We start from the raw sequence: 25,194 nt of genomic DNA, 5'->3' as shown, positions 1-25,194 counted from the left end.
GATTCATCAATCAGAAATCAGTCCGCATACTGTCAAACATCAGCATTAGCTCACACCTTCACCGATTTGCATTTGATCCTGAATGGTGAGTTTGTATTTTATTAGCTGAATCGATTCAGTAAAACAATAAATCAAACTCACTAACAAGGAATCAAACGTCATGAAGATTAAACCTCTCGTCGCTGCCCTACTTATCGCTGCCCCCGGTCTCGTGAATGCTGCACAATATGTGTTGACTGATGCCACAGCCAACATTGATGTCGGTGCGTGGAAAGTTACCAATAAAGACTTGGGGATTCAGCAACCCTTCTCCATCGAAAAACGTCAGTTACATGGCGGTAAACAGATGGGAGTCGAGACTTTAGTGATTAACAACGGTGAACTGGAAATTACCTTAGTGCCTACCCGTGGGATGGGGATATTCAACGTTAAAAAAGATGGCAAACGCATTCTCGGCTGGGATTCTCCGGTCAAAGAAATCGTCAACCCTGCCTTTATCGATCTGGAAAGCCGCAACGGGCTGGGCTGGTTAGATGGTTTCAATGAGATGATGGTGCGCTGCGGTTATGAATGGACCGGTCACCCGGGCGTCGATGATAACGGCCAGTTACTCAGCTTACATGGCCGCTTGCAAAATACCCCGGCTTCGACAGTCAAAGTGACTATTGACGAACACCCTCCTTATACCATTACTGTCGAAGGCGAAGTCTCTGAAAGAACCTTTAAAAAAGCGGAGTTAGTTACGCTCACTTCATTCTCAGTCACCCCCGGTAGCAACCAGTTCGCCGTCCATGACACCCTGACCAATAAAGCCGATTATGAAGATGAATATCAGATCATTTACCACTCTAACTTTGGTCGTCCGATTCTTGAAAAAGGTGCCAAAATTACTGCGGCCGCCAGTGAGATTTCGCCCTTCAACGATTATGCGAGAAAAGGTCTGAAAAACTGGCAAACTTACCTTGGCCCAACCAAAGGCTATGATGAAATGGTTTATAATCTGAAGCCTATCGGTGATAAACAGGGCAACACGCTGGCTGTGCTGCATAACCAGGCCGGTGATCTGGGTGTCTCGGTTGGATATAACATCAAACAACTGCCGGTGCTAACCATCTGGAAAAATACCGATACATTGCAACAAGGCTATGTCACCGGAATCGAACCGGGCACCAGCTATGCGTATAACACCAAATATCAACGTCCGCTGGGGTTAGTGCCTAAAATTGAGGCGGGGGCATCCAAACATTTTGATGTGACCTACACCGTCTTACGGAGCAGCGGAGAAGTGAAACAGGCTTTAGCCACCGTGGCAGACATTCAAGGCAATCGCCGCGTCAAACAGGTGAAAAAACCACTGGTTGATCTAAGTAAAGTCCACTAATGGGTATTTTCATACCATGTTTGTCGTCTCTGTTCATATGCCGCAGACGGATGCTCAGCAGGCAGAGTAACATCGACAACCAGAGACAAATAACAAGAAAGACCCGGTCGGGTCTTTCTTGTTTTTATATCATATGGCAATACGACAGCGGACTCACGCAACATCCCCTATTGGTGATGATACTTTTCTATAACCATTTCAGAAACATATTCGATCATGCGATTACTGGCTCGCTCGGCTTGATCAACCACAGCAACCAAACGGTTCAAGACATCATCATCCGTCAGCCAATCTTCACGGACTAATGCCAGTGCTTGGCGCATATTTTGATGCACAGCTTGATGGTGTTCTTCTAAACGGCGATAGGCCGTTGTCTGACTGAACGCCTCACGACCTTCACCTTCGTAATACCATTTACCCATCCGGCAATTGAAATGATCAACCTGAACTTCTTTGGCTTCAGCACCTTCCCCGTTTGATTCCAGTGCGATATAACCATTTTGTTTATAAATGACATGATCCAGTTTAATCAACGATGCAAAAGAATAGTCTTTGGCCTGATTCATTAAAGAAATGGTCTGCTGTGATGCATTGGCAACCTTGTCAAAGTTGCTATGAAAATTGGTCACTTCATCCCCGACACTTTTCATCTGTTGGCCGACGGTCAATGTCTGAGACACCATTTCTTCAATCGGCCCCGTCAGTGAGTTAATAATCTCACTGATATCCGCGGCTGAGCTTCTGGTGCGATCAGCCAGTGAACGCACTTCATCGGCAACCACGGCAAAACCGCGTCCGACATCACCGGCCCGGGCAGCTTCAATGGCAGCATTGAGGGCCAGTAAATTCGTCTGTTCGGCAATCCCGCTAATGACTTTGATCATATCCGCAATCCGAATACTCTCCTTACCCAAGGTTTGTGCGGTTTGTTCCATACTCACCATCAGCACGTTCACATCATCAAGCGCATGACGGATATCTCCCACCACTTCACGACTCTGTTCCGCACCATCACGGCTTTCTGTCGCAATGGTCAGTACATCATCCATCTGATTTGATAATGTCACCAATTCTTCCTGATTATTCTTTAGATTGACGATCAAATTGGTTGTATTGAGGTGATGCAATTCACTTTTTAAGCGGTTTTTCCGCGAAAATACATACGCTTGCTGCATTGATTCGATAGCTTCATTGATATTGCTCATCGTCTCATCAAACTCACCGGGCATGCCGTCCACCAACCCACGGCGATAAAACTCACCTTTACTTGTGCGCTGAAAAGTGTTGGACAACTCTTTAAAGTTTGTCTCAACAATATCCAGAAAGTCATTCAACGCCCATGCCACATGGCCGACTTCTCCCAACCCTTTGGTATCGGTAATCCGAATATGAACATTGCCTTTTCTGGCATCATTCAAAGCATCAAGGATCCGGTTCAGCACCATTAAAGGTTGCAACTGATCCCAATAGGCATAAGCCGAAAAGACAATGGTAAATAATGGTAAGAGAACGTTGAAATAATTGAAGCCGTGATCAAAAACATTGGCAATCGATAACCCAATAATGACGAGGGTAAACACTGAACAGATAATCAAAAACTTCTGCCGCTGAAATAAAACATTATGACTGACCTGACTCGTACTACGCATCATTCACTCCTTTTAATCTGAACGATGTTTCTGGTAAAGGTCGATGATGTACTCTTCATACCCCATCTGATGTTGCTGACGAATTAAGTCAACCATCCACTGCCACGAGACTTCGGGCGCTTGTTTTCTTTCGGTCGTCTGCTCCAATTCGCGCATTTTCTGATAGATTCCTTCTATCGTTTGCACCGCACCTTTAGGCGCGACCCGACGTACTGAGTAAAAACCAACGACATCACCACCAATTCGATCAGGCGTAATATTGGCAAACACCCAGTAGTAATTTTTATCTGAGGTATAGTTTTTCACAAAACCAAAAAACTCTTCTCCTGATTTCAAGGCATGCCATAAACCATAAAAGACACCTCGCGGCATGGAAGGATGACGGATCAAATTATGATCTTGACCAAGCAACTCATCTTCTGCGTAGTTCGCAACGCGCATGAACGTCCGGTTGGCATAGGTGATTTTCCCTTGCAGATCGGTTTTGGTAATGATCAGTTCACTCCGATCGAATGACACTTCCTGTTCTGTTGCAGCCATATCTTTCCTTAGATAGTGAGCGATCCTCTAAAGAAACTATATGCTATGGCTAAAATATGGCAAAGTTTATACCTTGATACATATCAACTTTCTAGAATTCATTCTCTTTACTTCGAAATCGTAAAATCACAGAATCTATTGCATCCCCATCCGATTACGCTAAACTGCTGCGGACATCTACACTGCCAGACATGCATTAAATTTTTCTTGGACAGCAATCAACACAGAGGTATCTCATGTCAGAACATCAAGTCACCATCCTCGACGGCGGAATGAGCCGAGAGCTGGAACGTCTCGGAGCGCCCTTTCGCCAACCCGAATGGTCTGCCCTTGCTTTGATTGAAACACCGGAGATTGTCCAACAGGCACATGAAGTCTTTATCCGTAGTGGCTCAGAAGTGATTACCACCAACAGCTACGCCTTGGTACCCTTTCATATCGGTGAAACCCGATTTAACAATGAAGCGCTGACACTGGCACAAAAAGCAGGACAAATGGCGCGTCAGGCTGTTGAAGCAACTCAGACTCACGCCCAAGTGGCCGGCTCTCTTCCGCCGTTATTCGGCTCTTATCGCCCTGATTTATATCAAGCGGATCGAGTGGATGAAATCGCAGCACCGCTGATTCGAGGGCTCGATGCTTTTGTTGATTTCTGGATGATCGAAACCCAAAGTCTGATTGCTGAAGCAACAGCGATCAAAGCATCAATTGACCGCTTCAGCGACCAAGCAAAACCAGTCTGGGTTTCGTTTACATTGGAAGATGCAGAACCCGTCGAACAACCAACGATTCGTTCCGGCGAAACTGTAGCACAAGCGGTACAGGCCATGGCCGGGCAGGATGTTCAGGCAATTCTGTTCAACTGCTGTCAACCGGAAACAATCGAAGACGCAATTGATGTAGCGCGTCACACGCTGGCTGAACTCGGCAAAAGCCACATTCAGCTTGGTGCCTATGCCAATGCATTTGCTCCGCAGAAAAAAGATGCGGCAGCCAATGAAGAGATTGACGAAATCAGAGCAGATATGACGCCACCGGCTTATGTCGCGTGGGCAGAAAAATGGTGTCGTCAGGGTGCCTCACTGATCGGCGGCTGCTGCGGTATCGGAGCCGCGCATATTAACGAACTCCGTCAACACCTGAAGTCTTAAACACTAAATCACAGACAAATCCTGCTATCTCTGATACCGAAAAATCAGGTTAAAAATGCATTCCTTTCATCACGAATTCAGCGCTAAGCGCTGAATTTTCATCCACATCACGTGATCTTCGTTCAAAAAATAACAAAAAACAACAGCTATCGTGCACGAAAACACACCGATATGACGCGATCATGTCAATCATCTAGATTTTCTACACAAACAACCTCAATTGTTAATCCAAATCAATGTGCTACTTAATCGAATCACGCAATATTAGTACATCTATCAGTTAACTCGCTCAAAAATAAAACTATATAGACGTTAGCTCATCCATTTTTACTATAGGACGCCTATGATTCGTTACTACGAAAACAAGAGCATTAACACTCAATTACGAGTAATCATGCTCTTTTGCTTAATCATCTCTTTTTCAACCATTGCATTACTCGTATACCGCAGTGCTGCAAGTATCCTTTTAAATTCAACACTGGCCGATCACCAATCGAAAGTAGAGGGGATTGCTCAATCGATATCACAACAGTTTTTCACTTATCTTGATACCAGCAAAACATTGGAATCAACCTTTCATAACAGCTATCTGAAAGGATTAACATGGCAGGATAAGGTGGTTGATTTCCGCGGACACCCAGTCACGGATGTCACAATCAATGGGAAAAGCGTCATTGACTCAACAGAGATTGTCGATCAATTCACACGAGATACCGGTGCCATTGCCACGTTATTTCTGCCGACGGGTCAAGACTGGGTACGCGTTTCGACCTCATTGAAAAACAAACAAGGCGAGCGAGCGGTCGGAACGCTACTGGGGCAATCACACCCTGGGTATGAAAAACTCAGTCGTGGTGAACCCTATTATGCTCAGGTGAGTCTGTTCGGCACTCACTATCTCACTTACTATAATCCGCTCAAAGACAATCATCAGCGCGTTGTCGCCATTTCATTTATCGGGGTTCCCGTTGAAAAAGCGACAACCAAGCTTTTGCGTAATCTCAGTCACGTCAAATGGGGCCGGACCGGTAGCACCATGGTTGTGGATGCACGTGAACATTCCCAAGGGAAATATCTGCTCAGCAGTGACAATACGCAAGCGGACTCGATTCTTGCCGAAAAAGATGCAGACGGGAAAAGCATCTTTCTCGATATTTTCAAACATAATGAAGGTTTGATTCGCTACCATCAATCCTCTCATGGTGATATTCGGGAACGCTACCTTGTCTATACCGATGTTCCCGGCTGGGACTGGAAACTCCTTGGCGGTACCTATATTAATGAGATCACCGAAGGCAGTCAGGAACTCCTGAAATTGATTGTCCTGATTTCATCGCTGGTCGGCGGTACGACACTTGTCATCATTGCACTATTCCTCAGCCACACGATTAAACCACTAATCAATCTAAGCCAGATTATGGAACGATTGGGCCAAGGGGAAATCAGCCTGAGTATCAAGACGGGTGCCAAAGAAACTAAGAATGAAATCCTCCGACTGTACAATAGTGCAGCGACCATGATGACTCAACTGAATCACTTGGTCGGTAATATTCGCTCCACCAGTGATCAGGTTCAGGCTCAATCAGCAAGTGTGCTCAGTGATGCCAATGTCGGATTAACCCAGTCTAAACGTCAACATGAACAGGTTGAACAGGTCGTCACGGCCATTGAAGAAATGGCAACCTCAGCCAAAGATGTGGCAATGCAGGTCGAAGCGATTGCTGATAATGTCCGACAAGCCAATGAGAATACACAATCTGGTCTGAATTTAGTGGAAGATGTGTGTATCGATGTAGCTCAATTGAATGACCAATTGGCACAATCCTCTCAGGCCATCGATCAGCTCAGAACCGACAGTGAAAGTATTCAAACCGTGACGGAAATGATTGATGCTATTGCTGAACAGACCAACCTGCTGGCCCTCAATGCGGCAATCGAAGCAGCACGAGCCGGTGAGCAAGGGCGTGGTTTTGCTGTAGTTGCGGATGAAGTCAGGACGTTAGCCCAAAGGACACAGACGTCGGTTCAGAGTGTGGTGAGCATTATCGACAAGCTCAAACACTCAACCACAAACGCCGTTCAGTTAATGCAGCATAGTCAACATCATGCGGATAGCATGATGAGTAAGTCTCAAAATGCCGGGACATCACTTGAAACGATTGCTCAGCAGATTCATTCGATTGCCTCTCAAGCCCAAACCATTGCAACAACGGCAGAGCAACAGGCGCAAGTTTCCGCCGATGTTGCCCAAAGTGCTTCAGATATCAGTCAGTTGAACCAACAAGGCCAACAAACCAATGAGAAAACTGCCGAGAGCGCCTCATCACTGGAATCTCTGGCAGAACATCTGAAAAATCAGGTCGACTTTTTCCATTAACTCCGGGGAAGAATCAATGTCGTGCATGAGTAGCACTGATGTTATCCATAACGATGAAATGATTCACAACCAGCAAATAAATGGAAAGGGCTGCATTTGCAGCCCTTCCATTTATCAACCGGAGATATCGCACCGATTAAACCGCTTCCGGTTCTAGCAGTTCATGATGACTCATCGCCACCAGTGATTTTCCCAACAGCCATTCCAACTCTCTATCCGCATCGGTTCCCAACTTTTCTTCAATCAGATGGTACATGCGTTCTAATCCTTGTCGGGAAACATCGACAGAACGTTCAGCAGCAATGATGTGGTGGAAAAGGAATCTTAAAATAGCGACAAATTGACTGTGTTCCAATGCCTGCATCCAGCTTCGACGAAATGCAGCAACGCCATTTTCCAACTCCAGATAAGACGTGAAAAGCAGGAAAATTTGGCTATTCAATGCTGTGGCAAAATCCGTTTTTTTAGGAAAGTGGTGACTGATCCCTGTCCGGGAGATTCCCGTCTGTTGGCTGAGTGTCGTATATGACATACGGTCGTAACCAAGGTTCAGCACCTGATAGACGACGGCATCTAAAATTGTCTGAATCGTGATTTCTGTGTCTTCTCTACTACGCTTAGGCATAATGTGACTCTCTTAAAATGAGGTGAGCCTCACCTTTTGTAAGCACATTATGCCAAGGTAAGAGGCACTTCACCTGATGATCCATGCAAAAAATACGGGAAGTCAAATTGCCTCTCTGCTTTCTCAAGCAATATCGCTCAGCAATATCGGAGTTCCCAACGTTCAATCAAAAATAAATGAACACCATTCAAGCTGTCCTCAAGTTACATTCTGACCCATCTTGCAAATCAAACGATGACTCACATTGATGTGCTGATATCGTCACCTGACTCTCTCCGATCAGGTCACCGAATTGAAATAGAATGGTGTTCAATCAAGCGCCCAGATATGATAACGCCTGAATATAGCGGTTATCATCTCAGATCTATTGAGTAGAACAATGATATCGCCTGAATTCTGTTACCCCCTTGGCATGAATCCTGATGATTATGAGAGTTTAATCACATATAAATATTTCTTAAGTCTCATGTCCCCCAATCGTTACACAAAATCAACGTGTTACTGAACAATCTTCATACCATGAAGATCATCCATTGTGATAAATCAACTTGTTGGCGGTGATTCAGGTATATACTCGGGCAATAGTGTGTCAATCACACGATCAGAACATTCGAGTATTAGTTCCTAACTAATGGGGTAACTTTATGAATACAAATGACAATATAGAAAACGAAATCTGCGAAGCTTGCGGAACACTCGGTGAAATCGGCTACATCATCAAAGAAGGTGACGATGTTGCAGAAGTCACTGTACTCGCACATGGCGCGGCAGCACTTCAGGCTGAACTTGACAAATACATTGCACTCGCGAAACAAGTCTGCGCTGATGTGAAATATGAAACCACACCAATCACTGACGATGCACAAGAACTCCATGCTCGCTTTCAGTTTGAAGTCAGTGCTGAAAAACTGATTTTTGAACTCAAATCTCGCTCTCTGGTTCGCGGATAAATCATTCATCTCATCCCACATCGATGAATACCAATCACAGAACCATTTAGGGTTCTGTGAGTTTTGACTACAGACATCAATACCTTGTGTCTGTGGTCGATTTTTGTGTTTCTCTTTCGATATACGTCTCACAACAAGCCATCAGATGTCTCTCGGCAGCACACCTTTTACCGTGATGTTTAACCCACTGCTCAGCATTGCAAGCCATGCATCGATCCGCCATACTGCATCTATTCACCGTTTATGTTCAGCGTTTTTATGTTCAACATGTTTATATTCAGATATGCAGTGCATCCGCTTCTGACAGTGGTTCTCGGATTACTGACTTTCAGCTTTGCTCAGATAGCCGCCGCTCAAGGGCTGAATCATTATCAGATCCTCAATTATCTGGATAACTACGGCAATTTGGATCTCAGTGGCAAACCATTCGCTGAATTGCCATCCGGTCTGGTGATTAAACGCGATCTGGATATTTCCCGAACCCCGATTCGTACGCTGCCAAGAGACATCGATATTCAGGGAGCGCTGATTGCCACCAACTGCCAATTGGCAACTGTACCTCCCGGCATAAAGATTAAAGGCTACGCCAATTTACTCGGCTCCCAAATCAAACGTTGGTCACGCGGTGTTCGAGTCGGTGGTTATCTCAATTTTACCGATACACCATTAGAAAAACTGCCCGCCAGACTCAGAGTCAAAGGTGACTTGAGTGTCATTCGAACCCCACTGACTGAACTCCCTGATGGCCTGATTGTGGAAGGAAATTTATATATCGGCGGCTCAGGAATCCATGCATTTCCGGAAACAATGACAGTGAAAGGAAATATCTATCTGGGGGGGAACACCATCAAAAAATGGCCGAAGAATTTAACACTGGATGGTGCCGTAGCAAGATAGCCTTGCTACGGTAAATTATCAGTTTATTGTTTGCCCATCTTATCGTTTGCTCATCTTATTATTTACCCATGAATGTGCCCTGAGCTTTTGCCGGATGACTTCATTTTTACCGGACTGAAACTCGATGATGCACTTAAGCTTGTGGCTTGTTTTTCACCGGGTTGGCATAACTGGCAAGCAGATATTCATGCGCACCTTCCGGCAAACTCGCGAGCTTTTGTTTTAGTATCTCTCGGGTTTCAAGCGTCACGTCATCTCCTTCACATCCGGCAGCCAGTAAATTGATTGGAAACAACTGATAATGTTGATGAATTTGCCGATCAATCTCTTCGGCCAGTGCATCAGGTGTTGCGAAATCTTGGTCAATCACGTCACCAAATGTCACATGAATACGCCCTTTTTCGCCCACAATTCCTTGAATGATACTTTCAATATCTTCAAATTCTCTTTTCTCATAGGTGCCCAGTGTCGCTTTTTCATACAACTCTCTGGCTTTGGCCAAATCACAGGGATCATTTTCGTACGCAATCGCCACCGGCACTATTTTCAGCGACTTGGCATACGTGGCAAAATCAATTTTTTTACTGCGACCTGCCACATGAAACATCTTCAGAATAGCCGGATCCGTAAAGTCATTACCATCTTTTGCCCGCCCTTCACGCTGGGCAATCCAGATAGAATGACCCGTATCCAACGAACTTTTGATATAACCGGACAGTGTCGACAGCGCTTTCATCATTTCGCGTGGCCCTTTGGCAGAACGCTTGACGATAAAGCTCTTATTCAGTTTCATCAGTTCCGTGGCACACGGCTTACGTAACAGATTGTCACCAATTGCGATTCTCACCGTTTGATGACCGGAAATATGCAGGCCATAGTTCACCAGCGCCGGATCCATCGCAATGTCACGATGATTAGAAACAAACAGATAAGCCTGATTTTTATCCAGCTTGTCCAGACCGGAATAGGTCACGCCACCGGTTGTCGTTTCTAATGTTTGATCAAGGTATTTTTTTACTTCAAGCTGAATGGCCTCAACAGAAGTCAGTTTCCGCCATTTGATCTTCAGATACATTTTGACCCAAGGACTCATCAGGATTTGTATCCACCCGGCATGGTGCTTGAATCGATGTTTAACAATTGCATGAATAAATTCATCGTCTTCAATGAGACGATTGATAGCTGCAGGAATTTCATCGTCTTCGTAAGGACGAATCTCTGCATAAGGATCGGTAATTGATGTCATTATAATACTATATGATTCGAAAAAAACTGGCCCATTCTACGCACACTTCCTCGTATTCGCAGCTATTGTTAGAAAACAGACCCTCAGGTCTGACCAGTATAGCATTATTCTCGGAAGTGATAATGAAATCGATCACATCCTTTTGTTATCACAGTCACACTCAATAAAAGCAACTAATTGAATATAGTCGAGTTTATTTGGCTTTTGCTGATGGACAAGTTAACCTATGCGCGTTTGATAAAGAGAGACCAGCCATGCACTACGCCATTCAAGTGGACTCAGCCACGACCGATTACCTTCAGATCACCGCTCGGAAAAAATCGCTGAAACACGTGTTTCTTCTCATCGAGCAAGGCATGGCGTTATTGAAACTAGGCAAGCATGAGTACGCAGCCACCGCAGAGCAAGCCTTATGGGTCCCCTGCCAGTGTCTGCATGCATTGACGATTCTTCCACAAACGCGTCTAACGCGCATCGAATTTTCAGCTCGCTTGCGCCACAATTTTCCACCTCAGGCAGGATTTGTGGCACTCAGCCCTTTATGTCGTGCCGTATTAACGCGCCTTGCCGAGACCACACCACAAATGACGGTTTACTCACATCTGCTCGGCGTGCTCACTGATGAAGTGCTGCATTTCCGTCCTGAGCTGCGTGAGAACAAATTCACGCATTTACTCAAGCAGTGGCAAACCCAGTATCCTCAACCCGTTGAAGGCATTTCACCGGAAGTTCATCTCATTTTGTTATTACGTGAAGCACAGAAAAAAATGCAATCCGGTGTCTCCGCCAATCAAGTCGCCGATCAGCTTTTTGACGGACAACTGGCGCAACTGAATCAATTGCGCCAGAGTTTGCTGGAATACAGCCGCGACGTACAGTGATGGCGTCGATCCATGAATCAAGCGTATCGCCAAACGGATACGCCGCTTCGATGACGTGACGCCTGAGTCACTAGTAACTGATCTCAAGATCGGTATCCGGAACACAGCAACACGCCAAGACCATACCCGCTTGGCGATCTTTATCTTCCAATGCAGGGACATCCGGCTGAGACACTCGCCCTTGTGTGACTTTCACCCGACAAGCGCCACACAACCCGGCCCGGCAACTATTGCTGATCGCAATCCCCTGATCTTCCGCCTGTTCCAACAATGTCTGTTGATTATTTCCCGCCACCTTTTCGCCGTTAATTGTCAGCGTCACGTTCAGATGTGGGCGTTCAGCAATTTTCTGAGCCCCGAATGCTTCTTGATGATAATAGTGCGCCGGCAAGCCTGCTTTCATCAGGAGGTTTTTCGCTTTTTTCATGAAACCGTCCGGCCCGCAAACAAACACCTGCCGCCGTTCCACATCCTGCACCTGACGCAGGTGTGACAAAGAAAAACGCCCTTTCAGACCAAACCACTCCTGAGGGGGCTGTGTCAGCGAAATAATCACCTTCAAACCCGAATGCTGATGATTCAAATGTTCTAATTCTTCACGACACGGAATATCATCCACCGAGCGACACTGATGATAAAACACCACATCCCGCATTTGTTGATGATCCGCTAAATAGCGCAGCATCGACAACATCGGCGTGACGCCACTACCGGCAGAGAGCAGCAACAACGGGTAATGGGATGAATCGGATTGCAAGTGAAACTGACCGCCCGGTGCTTGTGCCTGAAGGATGTCTCCGATTTGAAAATGATCGAGCAACCAATTCGACACCTGACCATCACTGACCCGCTTCACTGAAATCGCCAGTCGTCCCGGCCGGGACGGGCTGGAAGACAACGTATAGTGACGGTTGATCGTTTCTCCGTTGATGGTTAACGCAATCGGTAAATGCTGTCCCGGCAGATAAGTCAGCGTTTGCCCCTGCTGTGGCTCCAGCCAGAACGTGACAAAATCGCGGGCGATCTCTTCTTTTTCGACACAAGTCAGCGTTTGCCACTGCGGCTGCTCATCCGGATATTGCTCTTTTTCTTTATATTCCAGCACTTCCACAACATCATCGGTCTGAATCATCCCCGCAGTCCGAACCACCATATTCTGACCGAAAAAGACACCACCGGATGCATCGCGCCGGAATTGTACTAATGTTTTCAGCGGCTCTTGCGACGCCCTCAACTGGCCACTTTCTGGCTCGACTGTGGCTAAAATACAGCGCTTACAAGGTTTAACGAGTTCAAATTCAGCGGTGCCGATCCGAATACGCTTCCAGCCATCTTCGGCAAAAGGTTCGGTACCGGAAATCACAATATTGGCTCGGAACTGTTGCATAACATGCTGTTCAGGACTGCGGCGATTGAGCTCATCCAATGAACCCTGACTGATGATCAGTAAAGGATAGCCGTCGGCGAACCCCACTGCATTACCGACCGATTCACGATAACGCTGTGAATGTTCACCGGTAAAGATCAGTTCAACCTGCCGATCAATCACCCGGCTAAACCAATCATTCGCTTCATCGGTGGTGGTATAAGCCGTGAAGGTATCACGCCAAACCGTGGTGGCAATTTCCTGCATTTTAAAATCCGCATAGCGGATCCGCAGCGGCTCTTCGCCCTCAACCTGAAACAGTACGCCGTCAGGCATCAGGGCCGAACGCACCGTCACCAGTCGGGGAAATTTCCGGGCTGTAACCATACTACCGTCCGCTAACGCCAACATAAAGCGTCGATCAAATGCCAACCCTTCTTTATCCGCCCAGCTTTGTGACAGTGAAATCCCACCCACGGATTTCACCGGATAAATATGAATCTGATCGACTTGTGCTGACATGCTGATTTCCCTTTATTTTTGAATCATGACCGATAAGCATATCATGATAAATCCCCCATCCAAGTGCTCCAGTAACCTTTTATTGAGCCGCCCATATTTAATAGATGAAATGGATTACTTTTTCTTCTATGATTCACACGCATTCACTAAGTTCTCCCCCAGATTCACGCGGGTGAACTGACATTTTAGTATCAGAGATAAAGGTGGAATCTTTCATGACAATACTCACGCTGACCCGACCCGACGACTGGCACGTACACCTGCGGGACGGAGACGTTTTGCCAGACACAGTCAAAGATATCAGTCGCTACAATGGCCGTGCCCTGATTATGCCCAACACAGTTCCACCAACCACCACAACCGATATGGCCCAGGCTTATCGACAACGAATCATGGATGCTCAGCCTCAGCCCGGCTTCACGCCCCTGATGTCGCTTTATCTCACCGATAACACCACGCCAGAAGAGATCCAACAGGCCAAATCATCCGGCATCGTTGTGGCAGCCAAGCTTTATCCGGCCGGCGCAACCACCAATTCCGATTCGGGTGTCACTTCGGTCAGCACCATTTATCCCGTCCTCAAAACCATGCAAGAGACAGGCATGCTGCTGCTGATCCATGGTGAAGTCACCAGTCATGATGTTGATATTTTTGACCGGGAAACCACCTTTCTGAGCGAGGTACTGGCACCGATTGTGCGCGATTTTCCGGATTTGAAGATCGTCGTCGAACACATTACCACGGCAGATGCCGTCCGATTTGTAGAACAAGCCGGCCCTAATGTCGCAGCCACGATCACCGCGCACCATCTTTTATATAACCGCAATCACATGCTGGTCGGCGGGATTAAGCCGCACTACTACTGTTTACCGATCCTCAAACGCAATACACATCAGCAAGCACTGATTCAAGCCGCTACATCCGGCAGCCCGAAATTCTTCCTCGGCACCGACTCGGCCCCGCATACCAAAGCCAACAAAGAAAATGCGTGTGGCTGCGCAGGCTCTTATACCGCGCACGCTGCGATTGAGCTGTATGCAGAAGTCTTTGAACAGGCGGGTAAATTGGCATATCTCGAAGGCTTCGCCAGTCATCACGGACCGGATTTCTACGGCTTACCGCGTAATACTGACACCATCACACTGGTCAAAACCCCTTGGCAGGTCCCTGAAGTGCTCCCGTTCGGCTCGGAAATCGTCGTCCCGATTCGCGCCGGTGAAACCATCGCATGGCAGGTCAAATCAGACGTTTGAATTTTTTGAGCGGGCATAAGCCCGCTCTGCAATATGCTTGTCATCCCTTGAAGTTCTAGACAGATGTGTTCAATCGAGGCTTTGTTCAACGGACGCTACCGTTGATCACAGTCAGCGTCCAACACTCGGATATACCAATCAAGAGAACTTATGTACAAACTGATATTCACATTAGTCACACTTATTCTCGTTGGCGTCGGCCTGAGCTTGTCTCTGCCAAAACTAACTCCTTCAGGCCAGCAGCAAGGTTTTCCGAGCGTCAACATTGACCAAACGTCGGAGTCATCACCAATTCTAATCCGCGATTTTTATCTAACCCCCCCGCTGCCAGAGGATGCAAAATTCACACTGCAACTGGGCATGTATCCACAACTGCCCCAGGCACAAAGCTTCGCTAAAACTTTACCGGTAGGAAACCATTACCGCATCGTCAAGACAACTGATAACCAACGATTTTGGTACCTCGTGTTAGAAGGCAGCTATCCATCACAAGAAAAAGCCGCATTAGCACAACAAGATTTGAAAGCCGATCAGATTTCGTCTAGTTTAAAGTTACTTCCGAAGCAACTGAAAGAAAAATAGGGTGCTGCCATATGCGCATGAATTACCTACCCCCGTTGAGAAATGACCAACAGATGGTCCGAGTCGTCAAAGACGGTGGGGCGAATCACCCAATGACCAGCCACACTTACCAATTGGGGACAGCTTTTGGGGAGTACCTAGAAAACCATCATCTGCACGCTTCTTCCGCGCCCCCGGCAACAGAACAGCGCCTGCGTACACTTGAAGTGATGGCGCTACCGAGTGGCTCGCTTCGTAAACCGGGCGCAGAGCACCATGGCGGGATTCTTCCGACCCGCACCGAGTCAGCGCACTTCCACCAATTGAACCCCTCAACCCAACAGTATTTTAATGGTCGGGGCGGTGAACAAGTACAAAATCGCCAAGCATTAGCAGCAGGCACCAAACTGAGAACGCAATTAGCGCCGTCGGCAACCAACAAACACTTGTATAAAAATACCCTGACGCATCACGCTCACCACCCAGCTCATCGTGAAACATCTTTGCACCAAGGTCATCACCATCATCGCCACCCAATCAGCCATTGATTATCACTTTGACTTGGCTTGGCGTTAAGGTCAGGCCCGGAGCATTGGGTTCGGTCCCATTCTGGCCAGTCACTGCTGTCATCGTTGTCGCTGGCGCTGCCATAAAAATGACTTTCAAACTCCCCAATTCATGCTTCACTGGCCCCATAATCAAGCTTGATACAATTCCCATTTCAATGCCTGCTTCATCACCATTTGACATTTCAACCATCGTCATCAAATTGTGAACAGGCATGACTTCGATCAGCACATTATCCACATTAGGGACAGCCATGTCCGTCATCGCAATATTGGGATACGGAATCGGTACGACCGCTAAAGCGACCTGAGTTTTACAAACATCTGGCATTCCCATATGCATCGCGGTATTTTGTGTATTGGCAAACATACTCTTACCTTATCGTCTTAAATTCACTGTTGGAATAGCTAACCCATATTGATGCGCTCACCATCGATACGGACTTCTTCTTCTGCGATCAACATGTGCTGCTTTGCCGTTAGGTTCATCACATCGTCCGCGCTAGCTGACACCGACTGAGCGCTTAATATCATCTTCTGCGCTTGCTGAATGGACGTTCCCTGGGCACTTTGCATAAGGTGATCCGCCGTAATCGAGATACGATTTAAGGCGAGTAGTTCGAGCTCATCCTGCGTTTGAAATGACATCTTCGGCGCAATCCAACACACATCATTGTGACTCTGTATGGTGGTTTTCCGGTCACCTTCGCGCTGTAAAATTTGCACGATGATGAGGTTATGTTGATACTCGATAAACGCCACAACATCGCCAATTTCGACTTTGACTAACAAGCTTTCCGCCGCTTTTGCTAAAAAAAGCTGATCAATTCGCCATGTGTTTTGCCCTTCCTCAACGCCTGTCACTCTTCCGATATAACTTTCCGGCATGGGCTTTGGTTTTGCGGATTTGGGTAGTTTCAAGAGATGATTCATTTCACTTCCAACCTTTTTAATGACTCATAAAAGAACGTAATCGGGAATCCATTGCTTGTTGCGTTTTATCTGTCTCTAACAAGCCTTGTTTTTTGGTACCGTGCCAACGGCATTTCTCTTCCACCAGTGCATGCACATTGGTGCGCTTTACACTGCATTGCTCAAATCGACACTTGCTGGGCCTCGCATAACTTAAATTTGTATAGACCAATTGACTCCCGGTAAAGTCGACAGACTCAAGGGTCGCATGCTGAAAACTGGCCTGCGTTAAATCACTCTGAACGAACTGACAATCCAACAACTGAGCTTGATTAAATTTTATATGGCTCGCTAACGCCCAACTAAAATCACACTCCGATAAGTCGCTCGCAACAAACAAAGATTTTTGCAGCTGTGCATGACGAAAATCACAATCGCGCACTTCACTATTAGAGAAATTGCTGTTGTTCACTTTCGCCTGATAAAAGCTCGTGCCAACCATTCGACTGTGATTACAACTACAATACTGAAAAGACAGGCCCGCAAAATCCAAACCACTTAAATCACAGTTCAGTAACAATACACGGAGAAATTCACACTGTGTGACCTGTAATTTGGTGAAGTCTGTATCCGTCCATGAGACATTCTCAAACTGTGCCTGGTGAAACACCGTGTTTTCCATGACCACTTTGGCCACAGACACCGTTTTCCACTGGCAATGATGGAATTCAGCCTGACTCATATCTCCCAATGTGATATTGCACGACTGCAAATGAACCGCCTGCCAAATAGACCCAGTCAGCACACTATCCGTCACCATTAACTTATGCACGCTTCCCTTCCACTGAGTTTTTAATAAATTACTCGCCGTTATCTTGCTGGAAAAATAAGTATTATCAATAAACTGGCTTTCAACCATCTGACACTCAATAAAGTGAGCACGGGTCAGATCGCACTGACGAAAAACACAACCATCGAATTGACACTGAACAAAATGTCCGCCTGTCAGATCAAGTCCATTAAAATTGACTGATCGAAAGTCCATATTCTGTATTGGCTTGCGAGCCGCGATAGCGGCTTGTATCTGTTGATACATACCCAACATTGGCTCCTTCATTTGTTATCATTCCTCATCATGCAGTTAACGACGGCACTGGGTAGCGCACCATTTTTGCTAGGTGACAATGTTGAAACTCTACCTCTCGCATATTGGTTTGGTGAAACGTCACTAGAGATAAATCACTATCGCTAAACCTTGTCTTGCGTAGATTCGATTGATAGAACACCGCCTGCTCTCCTGAGCAATGCAACAACTGTCCTTGAAACAGCAAACAACTGTGCCACAGTGATTGATTCAATGCGCAATTCGTCAGTTTTGCCAAACTAAAATCACAGTGCTGAAAAACGCTCGCACTAAAACAACAATGTTCAAACGACACGTTACGAAAACCACAATATTCCCAATGACCGTGACTAAAGTCCGCTTCTTCACAGGTGTATGTCGCATCTATTTGTGTTTTTTGCGCCTGTATCTGCGAGAAATTCCCATGGGACACATCCGTTTTTAAGAAAGCACACCGAGTCAACTTCGCCTTTTGCCATTGGCTGAGTTGCAATGGACATTCTAAAAAAGTACATAAAGAAACCTGTGTATCCGGCCATCGTGTCTCTTTTAAACATGACTGAATAAACTGAACACCAACCCAAATCGATTTCGAGAAATCACTCGACGAGAAGTCGCTTGAGACCAGCTGCATTTTGCTAAACTGTGACGCCATAAAAAGACCTTGCTCAAAGTGACTCTCAATGACTAAGGTGTGATCAAATGTGGCTTGTTGACAACGCAGACCTCGGCAGGCAACCTGCGATAAATTCGCACGAGTAAATCGGCAGCCATCGAAGCAGGCACCATCCAGATTGGCTTCAGTTAAGACCACGCCATCGCATAGGCAGCCTGCTAAATTAGCATGAGTCAGATTCGCCCTTTCCAGCATCACATCACGTAAATCCTGACCTCGGAGATCCAATCCGGACAAATCCGCACCAAATAAATCCCGGCCAGCCAATGAGTCACCTTGTGCAAGGCAAGAGAGCACTTGCTGGCGCAAGAGTCCAGCCCCTGCAACAGACACATGCCGCGGCTGGTTGACATGAGGAGACAACTGCCGAGCCCGACGCTGGGATTTTAACATTAGCTGATGGGCATGAGCCTGTTTCCGTGCCGCACTGGCCGCTTCTGGTAATGCTTGTTGCACTTGCTCATCCGCTTGTATCAGGACGACCTCGGAAAAACGAGCCAATAGACTCGCTTGAGGTTCGTCTTCATGCGGTTTTGGCTCCTGTTTGAGCTTCGCCTGCAGCGCTTTTTGAGACTGGGCCATTTGTTCTTTGGCCTTCTGGACCTGTTGGCGAGAAAATTCAATATACGGCGTCAAATCAAAATCTTTTTTGTCGATCAGTTCCTGAGGAATCGGACCTAACTCCGGCATGCCATTCTGTCGTGTTTTTTGTTGCGCAAAGATGTTATCCCAGTCTAACTCAGGGTGTTCTGATTGCATTTGTTTTAGTAGTTTCAAACGCTGTTTGGCATTCTTTGCTTCTTGTTCCGCTTGTGCTTGTGCATAAAGCTTCGCCCGCCGCGCGGTTTCTTCTTCGCTATGTTGCGGCAATAACGGTGAAGCGTGAAAGGCGTGCCCTGCCGCAGTTTTCGGGTCTAAACGCTCTTTGAGTACCCGTTGAAAATAGGCTTTATCGCGAGGAATATCCTCAACATTTTCAAGGGCAAGCAAAAGATTTTTAATATCCAGCCCCGCCGAATCATAGGCAGGTGACACCCCACGGTGAATCGCTATACCAAGTTCCAATTCAGGAAAAAACCAAACCGTATCAATATGTGTAGAAATTTCTATAAAATCTGAATGTTCGTGATGCTCTTGGGTCACAAACGCCCTCACCAGAACATTAGGCAGATGACCTTCTATCCGGCTTTTTTCTGGGTGGAAACCCGACAAAACGTAGTGTTCACTGGGTAAAAAGGGCGTTTTTTGTTGTTGGGAGGGCGGGGCCACATTAAAGAGCCGAGGATTGGTATCATCAGGCAGCCCTGGGTGGGTATGATCCAACCAGTGTTGATCGTAGGTACCCTGATATTGGGCGCGTTGTGGGTGTGTCAGCTCTCTTGGCAGAAAATTCGCCACTTCGCGCTTTGCTTTGTCCGGTGCAATCGATTCCTCTGCCAGATAGAGGTTAGCGAGATGGTAAACGTCTTTTTCCCTATCAAAATTGGTTTTATTCAAAACCCCTTTGCCTTGTGGGTTTTCAGTAAAACCCTCTCCGCCATAGGACTCGGCATCGCCTAACGGCATCTGAATAAAAGGTTCAGGCGCACTCACCTGTTTGCTGCGCAATAAACCACCTGAGTGGCAAGTACGATTACCGATGACACGAACAGACTTCGCCACGTCACCCATTTTAAGCTGCACCATCATTTGGGTAACTGGCTTGGCCTCTTTGGCGTAGGCCGTCCCTGCTAAAAGACACTCAAAGCGGCCTTTTGCATGGCCTGTATCCAAAATAATACCTGTCGACAGATAAGGCTGTAACCGAAGCCACTGGGTGCTTTCGTCCAGTAATGTTGGTGTTTCACCAAGCTGAAAAAAACTCAATGCGCTAACCACAAACTGATGACCTTGCAAGTCATAGGTTTGTTTTAACAGGCTTAATGTGGAAGGCTTAATGATTTGCATATCACAGAATAGAAAGAATCCCCTCCAATGTTATATTCGTGACGGCTATCTGCACGGACAATAATGACTCAATGGTGCGGCCAGCCACTGGTGCTTCATTGAGGTCTATTACCGGGCCTTCACTGTTCTCACTTTTCATTTTTACACCGCTAAAATTGGATATATCAGTTGAGATCCCAAGGACACTCTGCATGTTTGTACAAGCGCCTCCAGATAAGTTTGTATCAGACTTTGCACCTAGAAATGTGTTCATCGAGGTGGTCATGCCGGTGACCATGTTCGTATCAGACCTAGCACCTAAAAAGCTGCTCATCGAAGTCGCAGCCCCCGTCACTGTGCTTGTATCAGATTTTGCGCCTAAAAAGTGGCTCTCCGACCTCGCATCACCCGATATGGAACTGGTCAAGTGTGAATCTCCCGTCACCGTGCTTTTATCCACCTTGTTCCCATTAAAGACGCTTGTGGTGCTTGTATTACCGTGTTGCTCACTATGATTCTCAGTGTCGCCAACAACGACGGAACTCGAATAAGATTGAGCAGCAATAAAAGAAGGAGCGGATGGCGGTGGTGCACCAGTGCCACTTAAATTGATACTTTTTCCCGTCACATGGTTACTGTTATAACTGGAGCCGTCGGGTAAATTATTACAGATATCAATAATTTCCTGATTAGGTATTTTGCCATTAATAAAACTGAGGTCGCTTTCATCCACCGCCTCAGTAAACGGCCCCTGATAAGAGACATTGACGCTTTTATTGGTTTTAGAAAAACTCTGCCGCGTGTTGGTGTATCCGACACTGTAATCCTGCTCACTATGGCTTTCACTGAAGTGACTGCCTTGTGACACACTGGCATTTGCTAATCCCTTCGCTCCTTGCCCGGTGGTGGAATAACTGAAGGAGCAGCCGTGATCATAATCCGCCCCACCAAATTTAGCGCCCAATACAGTTGGGTTTCCATAGGCGCTCTGCACGATCGTCATCGCGGTTTTCAGATCAGGCGTGGCTTCACTGCCAAAATGAATATTGAGGCTATCCCCATAACTGGTGTTACAACTGCTGCCCCAGTTCGTATTAAACATCCAACTGTTATTGCGCCATAAAGCGGGCTGAATGGTTTTTGAACCATGAGAAGAGACCACTTGTTGAATTTGGGGAATCTCGCTCTCATTGTCCCCTCGTCCGATCATCACAATAGATTGTGCGGCAGGCGCACTTTGTGCCCCATCAGAGAGCGCGACCCAATGGGTGATATCAGTCCCAGTGTCGGTGACAAACTGCACGACACACCCCATTTGTTTTTGCCGAATAATAGGGTCATCGGCTTGCTCCAATCCAAACTGTGTCGTCGCAAGCTCAGTATGAAAATCGCCTTTCTCCAAAAAATAACTGCTTTTGGGAACAGCGCTTTCTACCACTGTCGCTAACACACTGCCCTGATGGGTATCCTGAATATTAAATGGCGTGATTAATACATCGCTCTGTTTCGCTGCTGCCCCCTTTGGTAAAGGAGTCGCTTCAACGGACCCAGTGTAAGGGCTGTGCTCCGAGACTTTATGGGTAATCTTCGTCACGACAAATACGCTGCCATCAAACTGAGCTGGCATTAAATTGGCGGCTGTGGAGTGCGGACTGTCGGCATGCTGGCCTTGACTCATTAGGGTCCCTTTTGGATTTAAAGTAGAGGCAGCACTGGGACGAGTGGCTTGTTGAGTCAGAGTAAACGCATACCCCGGGCTCAGCAGATAGCTCGTCGCCTCACCCGTTAACGTTGTTTGTTGGCAGGCAAGTTGTTTGTCAATATTGGACAGACTTTCTTGTGACTCATCCTGATTGACGCCATAGGCAAAGGTCTTATAAAAATGAAAGTCCGAATGATCGCGCTTCCCGTCAGCCACCGGGTAACTGGTTACTTCTGCGATGTCATTGGTTTCCCAGTTTGCCTCCCGGTGCGTTAAAACACTCGATACTCCCTGAGTGGTTAATTGGGTTTTATAGCTCAGATTACACAACAGATCGTTCTGCTGAAGCCCGAGATCCGCGATGCTGGTATAACTGTAACGTAGGGCAACATCTCCATTACTGGCGCCCGGTATGGCCACGCCTTGCTGACGCGACGGCTGATTAGAAAAAACTAAGGTGAGGCCCTGATCACCATGAATAAAGTAGAAATGTATGGCGGCTTTGTTCATCAGCCGTTGTAACATAGCGAAGTCCGTCTCGCCTGCTTGCAGCCAGTCTTGCACCCGCGACGCCGACCACCCGGTAATGCGATAATCCACGGTAAAGCGCTCACCATAACGAGACGTTTCAGGCTCAAGTAACGCCGCAAGGACACCTTGAATCGTCAAGCCTTTATAAACTTGATACTTATTGCGCAGGGTTAAAGGAAAAAGCGGAGACACTAGCTCAGCGGTGAACTCACCCGGTGCACTTAAACTCACAGAACTCACAATGCCTTGAAAATAACGGGACGGCAACGGCGTATTTGGGTTACCCGGTAAAGCACTGGCCTGATTAGGCACCGGTTTAAAATCGGCGCTGTAACCGAGTTTGGCCTGTGCCCACTGCCCCAGAAGATCAGCCGCGACACCCTGGACATCAGGGAGTGACTTAATGGGTTTGTCCAGTGCCGATAAGCCACTAAAGTCACTGAACGGTTGCTGATTACGTTGGGCGACATCATTTAACCCATTGCCCCGTAACACTAGGGTAAATTGATAAGGTTCGGAAACCTGCTCCTGCCCTTGTAGGGAGACCAAGCGAAGGTAATTGGCATTCAACGTCTTGGCGTCATGGCCCACATCAACAGAAAACGACAGCGACGTGTTAAATTGTCGTCCTCCCTGCAATGCCATATAGTCTAAAGGCAAGTCATTCACGCTCATCCGCACCACACCCCAGTTATACCCATTAAAAATGCTTTGGTTAAGGTATTGCAGAAAGAGTGCCAACCATATAAGACTTTATAAAACAAATGGTTAAATTATTTCTTATTGTGTCTCAGTCAATGCTTATGGGTTAAACGATCGGCGGCTGGGTGATTCCTTACCCACGGCATCAGCGTCATTGATAGGGTAAAATCTGAGGCGACACTATTCATGCAATAGATCCTCTTTGGTGGCGACTAACTGGTAGTCAGAGCCCATATCGGTGATCAGTTTGCGTAACTCATCACGCCATTGTCGCTCGCTTTTCTCTGGGCCATAGTATTACCACTTTTCGTTGTTAGCCGCAGAGGACACTTGAATAGGCAATGCTGTAAAACCAATTTTAGTGAGGGCTTTTTGCGAAGGTAAGTTGTGGTCATACACCTTGGCATAACAACAGCGCATCCCTTTTTGCTGTTCACCAATATTAAGCAAAAGGGTCACCGCTTGTGGCCCCAAACCGTAGCCTTGGAAATCTTCCCCTAGCCAGTAATAGAAAAAACCTGTGCCGTTAAAGACTTCTAAGCAAACTGAGCCAATAAAACCCCATTCTTGATGGATAACGGCATAGAGATAATGATTTGGGTAGTGGCGACAGTCGTGTAACCAGCTTAGCCAGTCACCATCATTATGAAAGTCAGGTAAATTACATAGGGTAGCGACACTTTTATTTGCGTCACTTTGTTTGGTGTAAGCCCAACGATACGCATCAATATGGAGAGGCTCTAGCAGGGTTAATGTTATCTCACCCGCACTTCCATTATTTAGATAGGTTGTTTCTTTTGTGTTTATATAATTATATTGAATCCAGTCATAATATTTACCAAATTCGCGTTCATTATAATGTTTCAGTAAAGCGCATCTCAAAATATGGCTCGCTTGCCGAGGATCGCCTAATTGCACATAAGAGCATCAGCGATGAATAGCATTGTCCTTTTGTAAAGCGGATAACTTAGCGGCTCTCCATCAGATTTTAATATCGCATGACAGATATCAATCATCATCACCCAATCACAAAGCCATACCGAAAGATCAAGCATAAGTACGTAATCAGATTGAGAATGGCGTGATGCTATAAAATAGTCCCTTAAACCCAATATCCAACCCAGCCGATCTCGAGTTTCAATGTCTTGAAACTGAAGGTGTTGCAACTACCGCAACCAATCACTCATATTCAACTGAGCATATTGAGCTTCAGCAAAATCATCAGGCGATGTGGTATTTAATTCAATCACCGAACTTTGTTTTTGTAGTGCAACCATATCCCTTCTGCCTCATAGTCTTGTTCAAACCACTTCAACGTCACTTCAACATAATCAAAAAGGAGTAGCAGAATCAATGCCAAATATCTATGTGACTTTTATAGGTGGCATCCAGTCATTTGGCTTTCTATAAAATTGAACAACAACTGGCTCAAGCGCCTGATTCAGTGGGATTCCAGCCATTCTTTTTATACAGTTTTGTTATATTTTTCATTGAGTGGTTTTAGTCTTTGGCACTGGCATTGAGATAAGGTTAAACAACTCATTACACAACTGGGGGATTTAATACCCGGTGCGTTGGGTCTCATTAACAGGATTTCGATTGAGGAATTAAGTCTAAAACTCGCTATTATGAGATTAAGTACAAGGCAGCACAAATT

At 46.4% G+C, this 25,194-nt stretch carries 20 protein-coding genes; 9 read left to right on the top strand and 11 right to left on the bottom strand.

Annotation, left to right across the window (positions count from 1 at the left end):
* Window positions 1-160: 160 nt before the first annotated feature.
* Entirely contained in the window at window positions 161-1,381 is a 1,221-nt protein-coding gene (locus MKS89_RS17115) for an aldose 1-epimerase family protein (protein ID WP_072954740.1), read from the top strand.
* A gap of 167 nt (window positions 1,382-1,548) precedes the next feature.
* Here MKS89_RS17115 and MKS89_RS17110 read toward each other — a convergent pair whose 3' ends face one another.
* Together MKS89_RS17110 and MKS89_RS17105 are read right to left on the bottom strand one after the other, a co-directional pair.
* Window positions 1,549-3,033: a methyl-accepting chemotaxis protein gene (locus MKS89_RS17110; protein ID WP_077316224.1), complete on the bottom strand. Its 1,485-nt coding sequence runs from the start codon at window positions 3,031-3,033 to the stop codon at window positions 1,549-1,551.
* Window positions 3,034-3,042: 9 nt separating this feature from the next.
* Window positions 3,043-3,570 (bottom strand): PAS domain-containing protein, encoded by a 528-nt coding sequence (locus MKS89_RS17105; protein WP_072954737.1) that lies wholly within the window; start codon window positions 3,568-3,570, stop codon window positions 3,043-3,045.
* 236 nt (window positions 3,571-3,806) lie between these two features.
* Here MKS89_RS17105 and MKS89_RS17100 point away from each other — a divergent pair, with 236 nt between their 5' ends.
* Window positions 3,807-4,721: a homocysteine S-methyltransferase family protein gene (locus tag MKS89_RS17100; protein ID WP_205409103.1), complete on the top strand. Its 915-nt coding sequence runs from the start codon at window positions 3,807-3,809 to the stop codon at window positions 4,719-4,721.
* A 343-nt stretch (window positions 4,722-5,064) separates the two neighbouring features.
* Window positions 5,065-7,098, top strand: coding sequence for a methyl-accepting chemotaxis protein (locus MKS89_RS17095; RefSeq protein WP_072954735.1), 2,034 nt, complete (start codon window positions 5,065-5,067; stop codon window positions 7,096-7,098).
* Between the two features lie 136 nt (window positions 7,099-7,234).
* On the opposite strand, the gene MKS89_RS17090 is transcribed toward MKS89_RS17095, so the two are convergent.
* Window positions 7,235-7,723, bottom strand: coding sequence for a TetR/AcrR family transcriptional regulator (locus MKS89_RS17090; protein ID WP_072954732.1), 489 nt, complete (start codon window positions 7,721-7,723; stop codon window positions 7,235-7,237).
* A gap of 644 nt (window positions 7,724-8,367) precedes the next feature.
* Between MKS89_RS17090 and MKS89_RS17085 the strand changes: the two genes are divergently transcribed.
* Together MKS89_RS17085 and MKS89_RS17080 are read left to right on the top strand one after the other, a co-directional pair.
* Complete coding sequence (locus MKS89_RS17085) at window positions 8,368-8,673, top strand: YfcZ/YiiS family protein (protein WP_072954730.1); 306 nt, start codon at window positions 8,368-8,370, stop codon at window positions 8,671-8,673.
* 267 nt (window positions 8,674-8,940) lie between these two features.
* Complete coding sequence (locus MKS89_RS17080; protein ID WP_072955097.1) at window positions 8,941-9,570, top strand: leucine-rich repeat domain-containing protein; 630 nt, start codon at window positions 8,941-8,943, stop codon at window positions 9,568-9,570.
* A 133-nt stretch (window positions 9,571-9,703) separates the two neighbouring features.
* Here the strand turns inward: MKS89_RS17080 and MKS89_RS17075 are convergent, their stop codons facing one another.
* Window positions 9,704-10,816, bottom strand: a complete 1,113-nt coding sequence (locus tag MKS89_RS17075; RefSeq protein WP_072954727.1) for a 1-acyl-sn-glycerol-3-phosphate acyltransferase — start codon at window positions 10,814-10,816, stop codon at window positions 9,704-9,706.
* A gap of 254 nt (window positions 10,817-11,070) precedes the next feature.
* Here MKS89_RS17075 and MKS89_RS17070 point away from each other — a divergent pair, with 254 nt between their 5' ends.
* On the top strand, window positions 11,071-11,697 hold the full coding sequence (locus tag MKS89_RS17070; protein WP_072954724.1) for a cupin domain-containing protein: 627 nt from the start codon (window positions 11,071-11,073) through the stop codon (window positions 11,695-11,697).
* 70 nt (window positions 11,698-11,767) lie between these two features.
* Here the strand turns inward: MKS89_RS17070 and MKS89_RS17065 are convergent, their stop codons facing one another.
* Window positions 11,768-13,585 (bottom strand): hybrid-cluster NAD(P)-dependent oxidoreductase, encoded by a 1,818-nt coding sequence (locus tag MKS89_RS17065; protein ID WP_072954721.1) that lies wholly within the window; start codon window positions 13,583-13,585, stop codon window positions 11,768-11,770.
* Window positions 13,586-13,800: 215 nt separating this feature from the next.
* On the opposite strand from MKS89_RS17065, the gene pyrC reads away from it, so the two are divergent.
* The 3 genes from pyrC to MKS89_RS17050 all read left to right on the top strand — a co-directional run bounded on the left by pyrC (window position 13,801) and on the right by MKS89_RS17050 (window position 15,947).
* Window positions 13,801-14,838 (top strand): dihydroorotase, encoded by a 1,038-nt coding sequence (pyrC, locus tag MKS89_RS17060; RefSeq protein ID WP_072954719.1) that lies wholly within the window; start codon window positions 13,801-13,803, stop codon window positions 14,836-14,838.
* Between the two features lie 150 nt (window positions 14,839-14,988).
* The gene (locus MKS89_RS17055; RefSeq protein WP_072954716.1) at window positions 14,989-15,420 is read left to right on the top strand and encodes an SPOR domain-containing protein; all 432 of its coding nucleotides are present in this window, start codon (window positions 14,989-14,991) and stop codon (window positions 15,418-15,420) included.
* Between the two features lie 11 nt (window positions 15,421-15,431).
* Window positions 15,432-15,947 (top strand): hypothetical protein, encoded by a 516-nt coding sequence (locus tag MKS89_RS17050; protein ID WP_072954713.1) that lies wholly within the window; start codon window positions 15,432-15,434, stop codon window positions 15,945-15,947.
* Here the strand turns inward: MKS89_RS17050 and MKS89_RS17045 are convergent.
* The 6 genes from MKS89_RS17045 to MKS89_RS17020 form a co-directional block, all read right to left on the bottom strand.
* Entirely contained in the window at window positions 15,937-16,335 is a 399-nt protein-coding gene (locus MKS89_RS17045; protein ID WP_072954711.1) for a DUF4150 domain-containing protein, read from the bottom strand. The genes MKS89_RS17050 and MKS89_RS17045 overlap by 11 nt on opposite strands.
* Before the next feature lie 38 nt (window positions 16,336-16,373).
* The gene (locus tag MKS89_RS17040) at window positions 16,374-16,898 is read right to left on the bottom strand and encodes a DUF3540 domain-containing protein (protein WP_072954708.1); all 525 of its coding nucleotides are present in this window, start codon (window positions 16,896-16,898) and stop codon (window positions 16,374-16,376) included.
* Between the two features lie 16 nt (window positions 16,899-16,914).
* Complete coding sequence (locus tag MKS89_RS17035; RefSeq protein WP_077316225.1) at window positions 16,915-17,994, bottom strand: pentapeptide repeat-containing protein; 1,080 nt, start codon at window positions 17,992-17,994, stop codon at window positions 16,915-16,917.
* 16 nt (window positions 17,995-18,010) lie between these two features.
* Window positions 18,011-20,623, bottom strand: coding sequence for a DUF2169 domain-containing protein (locus tag MKS89_RS17030; RefSeq protein WP_072954703.1), 2,613 nt, complete (start codon window positions 20,621-20,623; stop codon window positions 18,011-18,013).
* Window position 20,624: 1 nt separating this feature from the next.
* The gene (locus MKS89_RS17025; protein ID WP_077316226.1) at window positions 20,625-23,510 is read right to left on the bottom strand and encodes a phage late control D family protein; all 2,886 of its coding nucleotides are present in this window, start codon (window positions 23,508-23,510) and stop codon (window positions 20,625-20,627) included.
* A gap of 324 nt (window positions 23,511-23,834) precedes the next feature.
* Window positions 23,835-24,455, bottom strand: a complete 621-nt coding sequence (locus MKS89_RS17020) for a GNAT family N-acetyltransferase (RefSeq protein ID WP_072954697.1) — start codon at window positions 24,453-24,455, stop codon at window positions 23,835-23,837.
* Between the last annotated feature and the right edge of the window lie 739 nt (window positions 24,456-25,194).

It is taken from the genome of Vibrio gazogenes, from assembly GCF_023920225.1.
Classification (GTDB): domain Bacteria; phylum Pseudomonadota; class Gammaproteobacteria; order Enterobacterales; family Vibrionaceae; genus Vibrio; species Vibrio gazogenes.
The sequence above is the reverse complement of the archived record's forward strand: the minus strand, read 5'-3'. Positions and strand labels throughout refer to the sequence as shown.

Bases quoted from the DNA above. Each gene is read 5' to 3' on its own strand.
- MKS89_RS17090 (WP_072954732.1), bottom strand. From the start codon at position 7,723: ATGCCTAAGCGTAGTAGAGAAGACACAGAAATCACGATTCAGACAATT.
- MKS89_RS17100 (WP_205409103.1), top strand. From the start codon at position 3,807: ATGTCAGAACATCAAGTCACCATCCTCGACGGCGGAATGAGCCGAGAG.
- MKS89_RS17075 (WP_072954727.1), bottom strand. From the start codon at position 10,816: ATGACATCAATTACCGATCCTTATGCAGAGATTCGTCCTTACGAAGAC.
- MKS89_RS17025 (WP_077316226.1), bottom strand. From the start codon at position 23,510: ATGAGCGTGAATGACTTGCCTTTAGACTATATGGCATTGCAGGGAGGA.
- MKS89_RS17105 (WP_072954737.1), bottom strand. From the start codon at position 3,570: ATGGCTGCAACAGAACAGGAAGTGTCATTCGATCGGAGTGAACTGATC.
- MKS89_RS17055 (WP_072954716.1), top strand. From the start codon at position 14,989: ATGTACAAACTGATATTCACATTAGTCACACTTATTCTCGTTGGCGTC.
- MKS89_RS17035 (WP_077316225.1), bottom strand. From the start codon at position 17,994: ATGAAGGAGCCAATGTTGGGTATGTATCAACAGATACAAGCCGCTATC.
- MKS89_RS17115 (WP_072954740.1), top strand. From the start codon at position 161: ATGAAGATTAAACCTCTCGTCGCTGCCCTACTTATCGCTGCCCCCGGT.
- MKS89_RS17095 (WP_072954735.1), top strand. From the start codon at position 5,065: ATGATTCGTTACTACGAAAACAAGAGCATTAACACTCAATTACGAGTA.
- MKS89_RS17070 (WP_072954724.1), top strand. From the start codon at position 11,071: ATGCACTACGCCATTCAAGTGGACTCAGCCACGACCGATTACCTTCAG.
- MKS89_RS17040 (WP_072954708.1), bottom strand. From the start codon at position 16,898: ATGAATCATCTCTTGAAACTACCCAAATCCGCAAAACCAAAGCCCATG.
- MKS89_RS17045 (WP_072954711.1), bottom strand. From the start codon at position 16,335: ATGTTTGCCAATACACAAAATACCGCGATGCATATGGGAATGCCAGAT.
- MKS89_RS17085 (WP_072954730.1), top strand. From the start codon at position 8,368: ATGAATACAAATGACAATATAGAAAACGAAATCTGCGAAGCTTGCGGA.
- MKS89_RS17080 (WP_072955097.1), top strand. From the start codon at position 8,941: ATGTTTATATTCAGATATGCAGTGCATCCGCTTCTGACAGTGGTTCTC.
- MKS89_RS17030 (WP_072954703.1), bottom strand. From the start codon at position 20,623: ATGCAAATCATTAAGCCTTCCACATTAAGCCTGTTAAAACAAACCTAT.
- pyrC (WP_072954719.1), top strand. From the start codon at position 13,801: ATGACAATACTCACGCTGACCCGACCCGACGACTGGCACGTACACCTG.
- MKS89_RS17110 (WP_077316224.1), bottom strand. From the start codon at position 3,033: ATGATGCGTAGTACGAGTCAGGTCAGTCATAATGTTTTATTTCAGCGG.
- MKS89_RS17050 (WP_072954713.1), top strand. From the start codon at position 15,432: ATGCGCATGAATTACCTACCCCCGTTGAGAAATGACCAACAGATGGTC.
- MKS89_RS17065 (WP_072954721.1), bottom strand. From the start codon at position 13,585: ATGTCAGCACAAGTCGATCAGATTCATATTTATCCGGTGAAATCCGTG.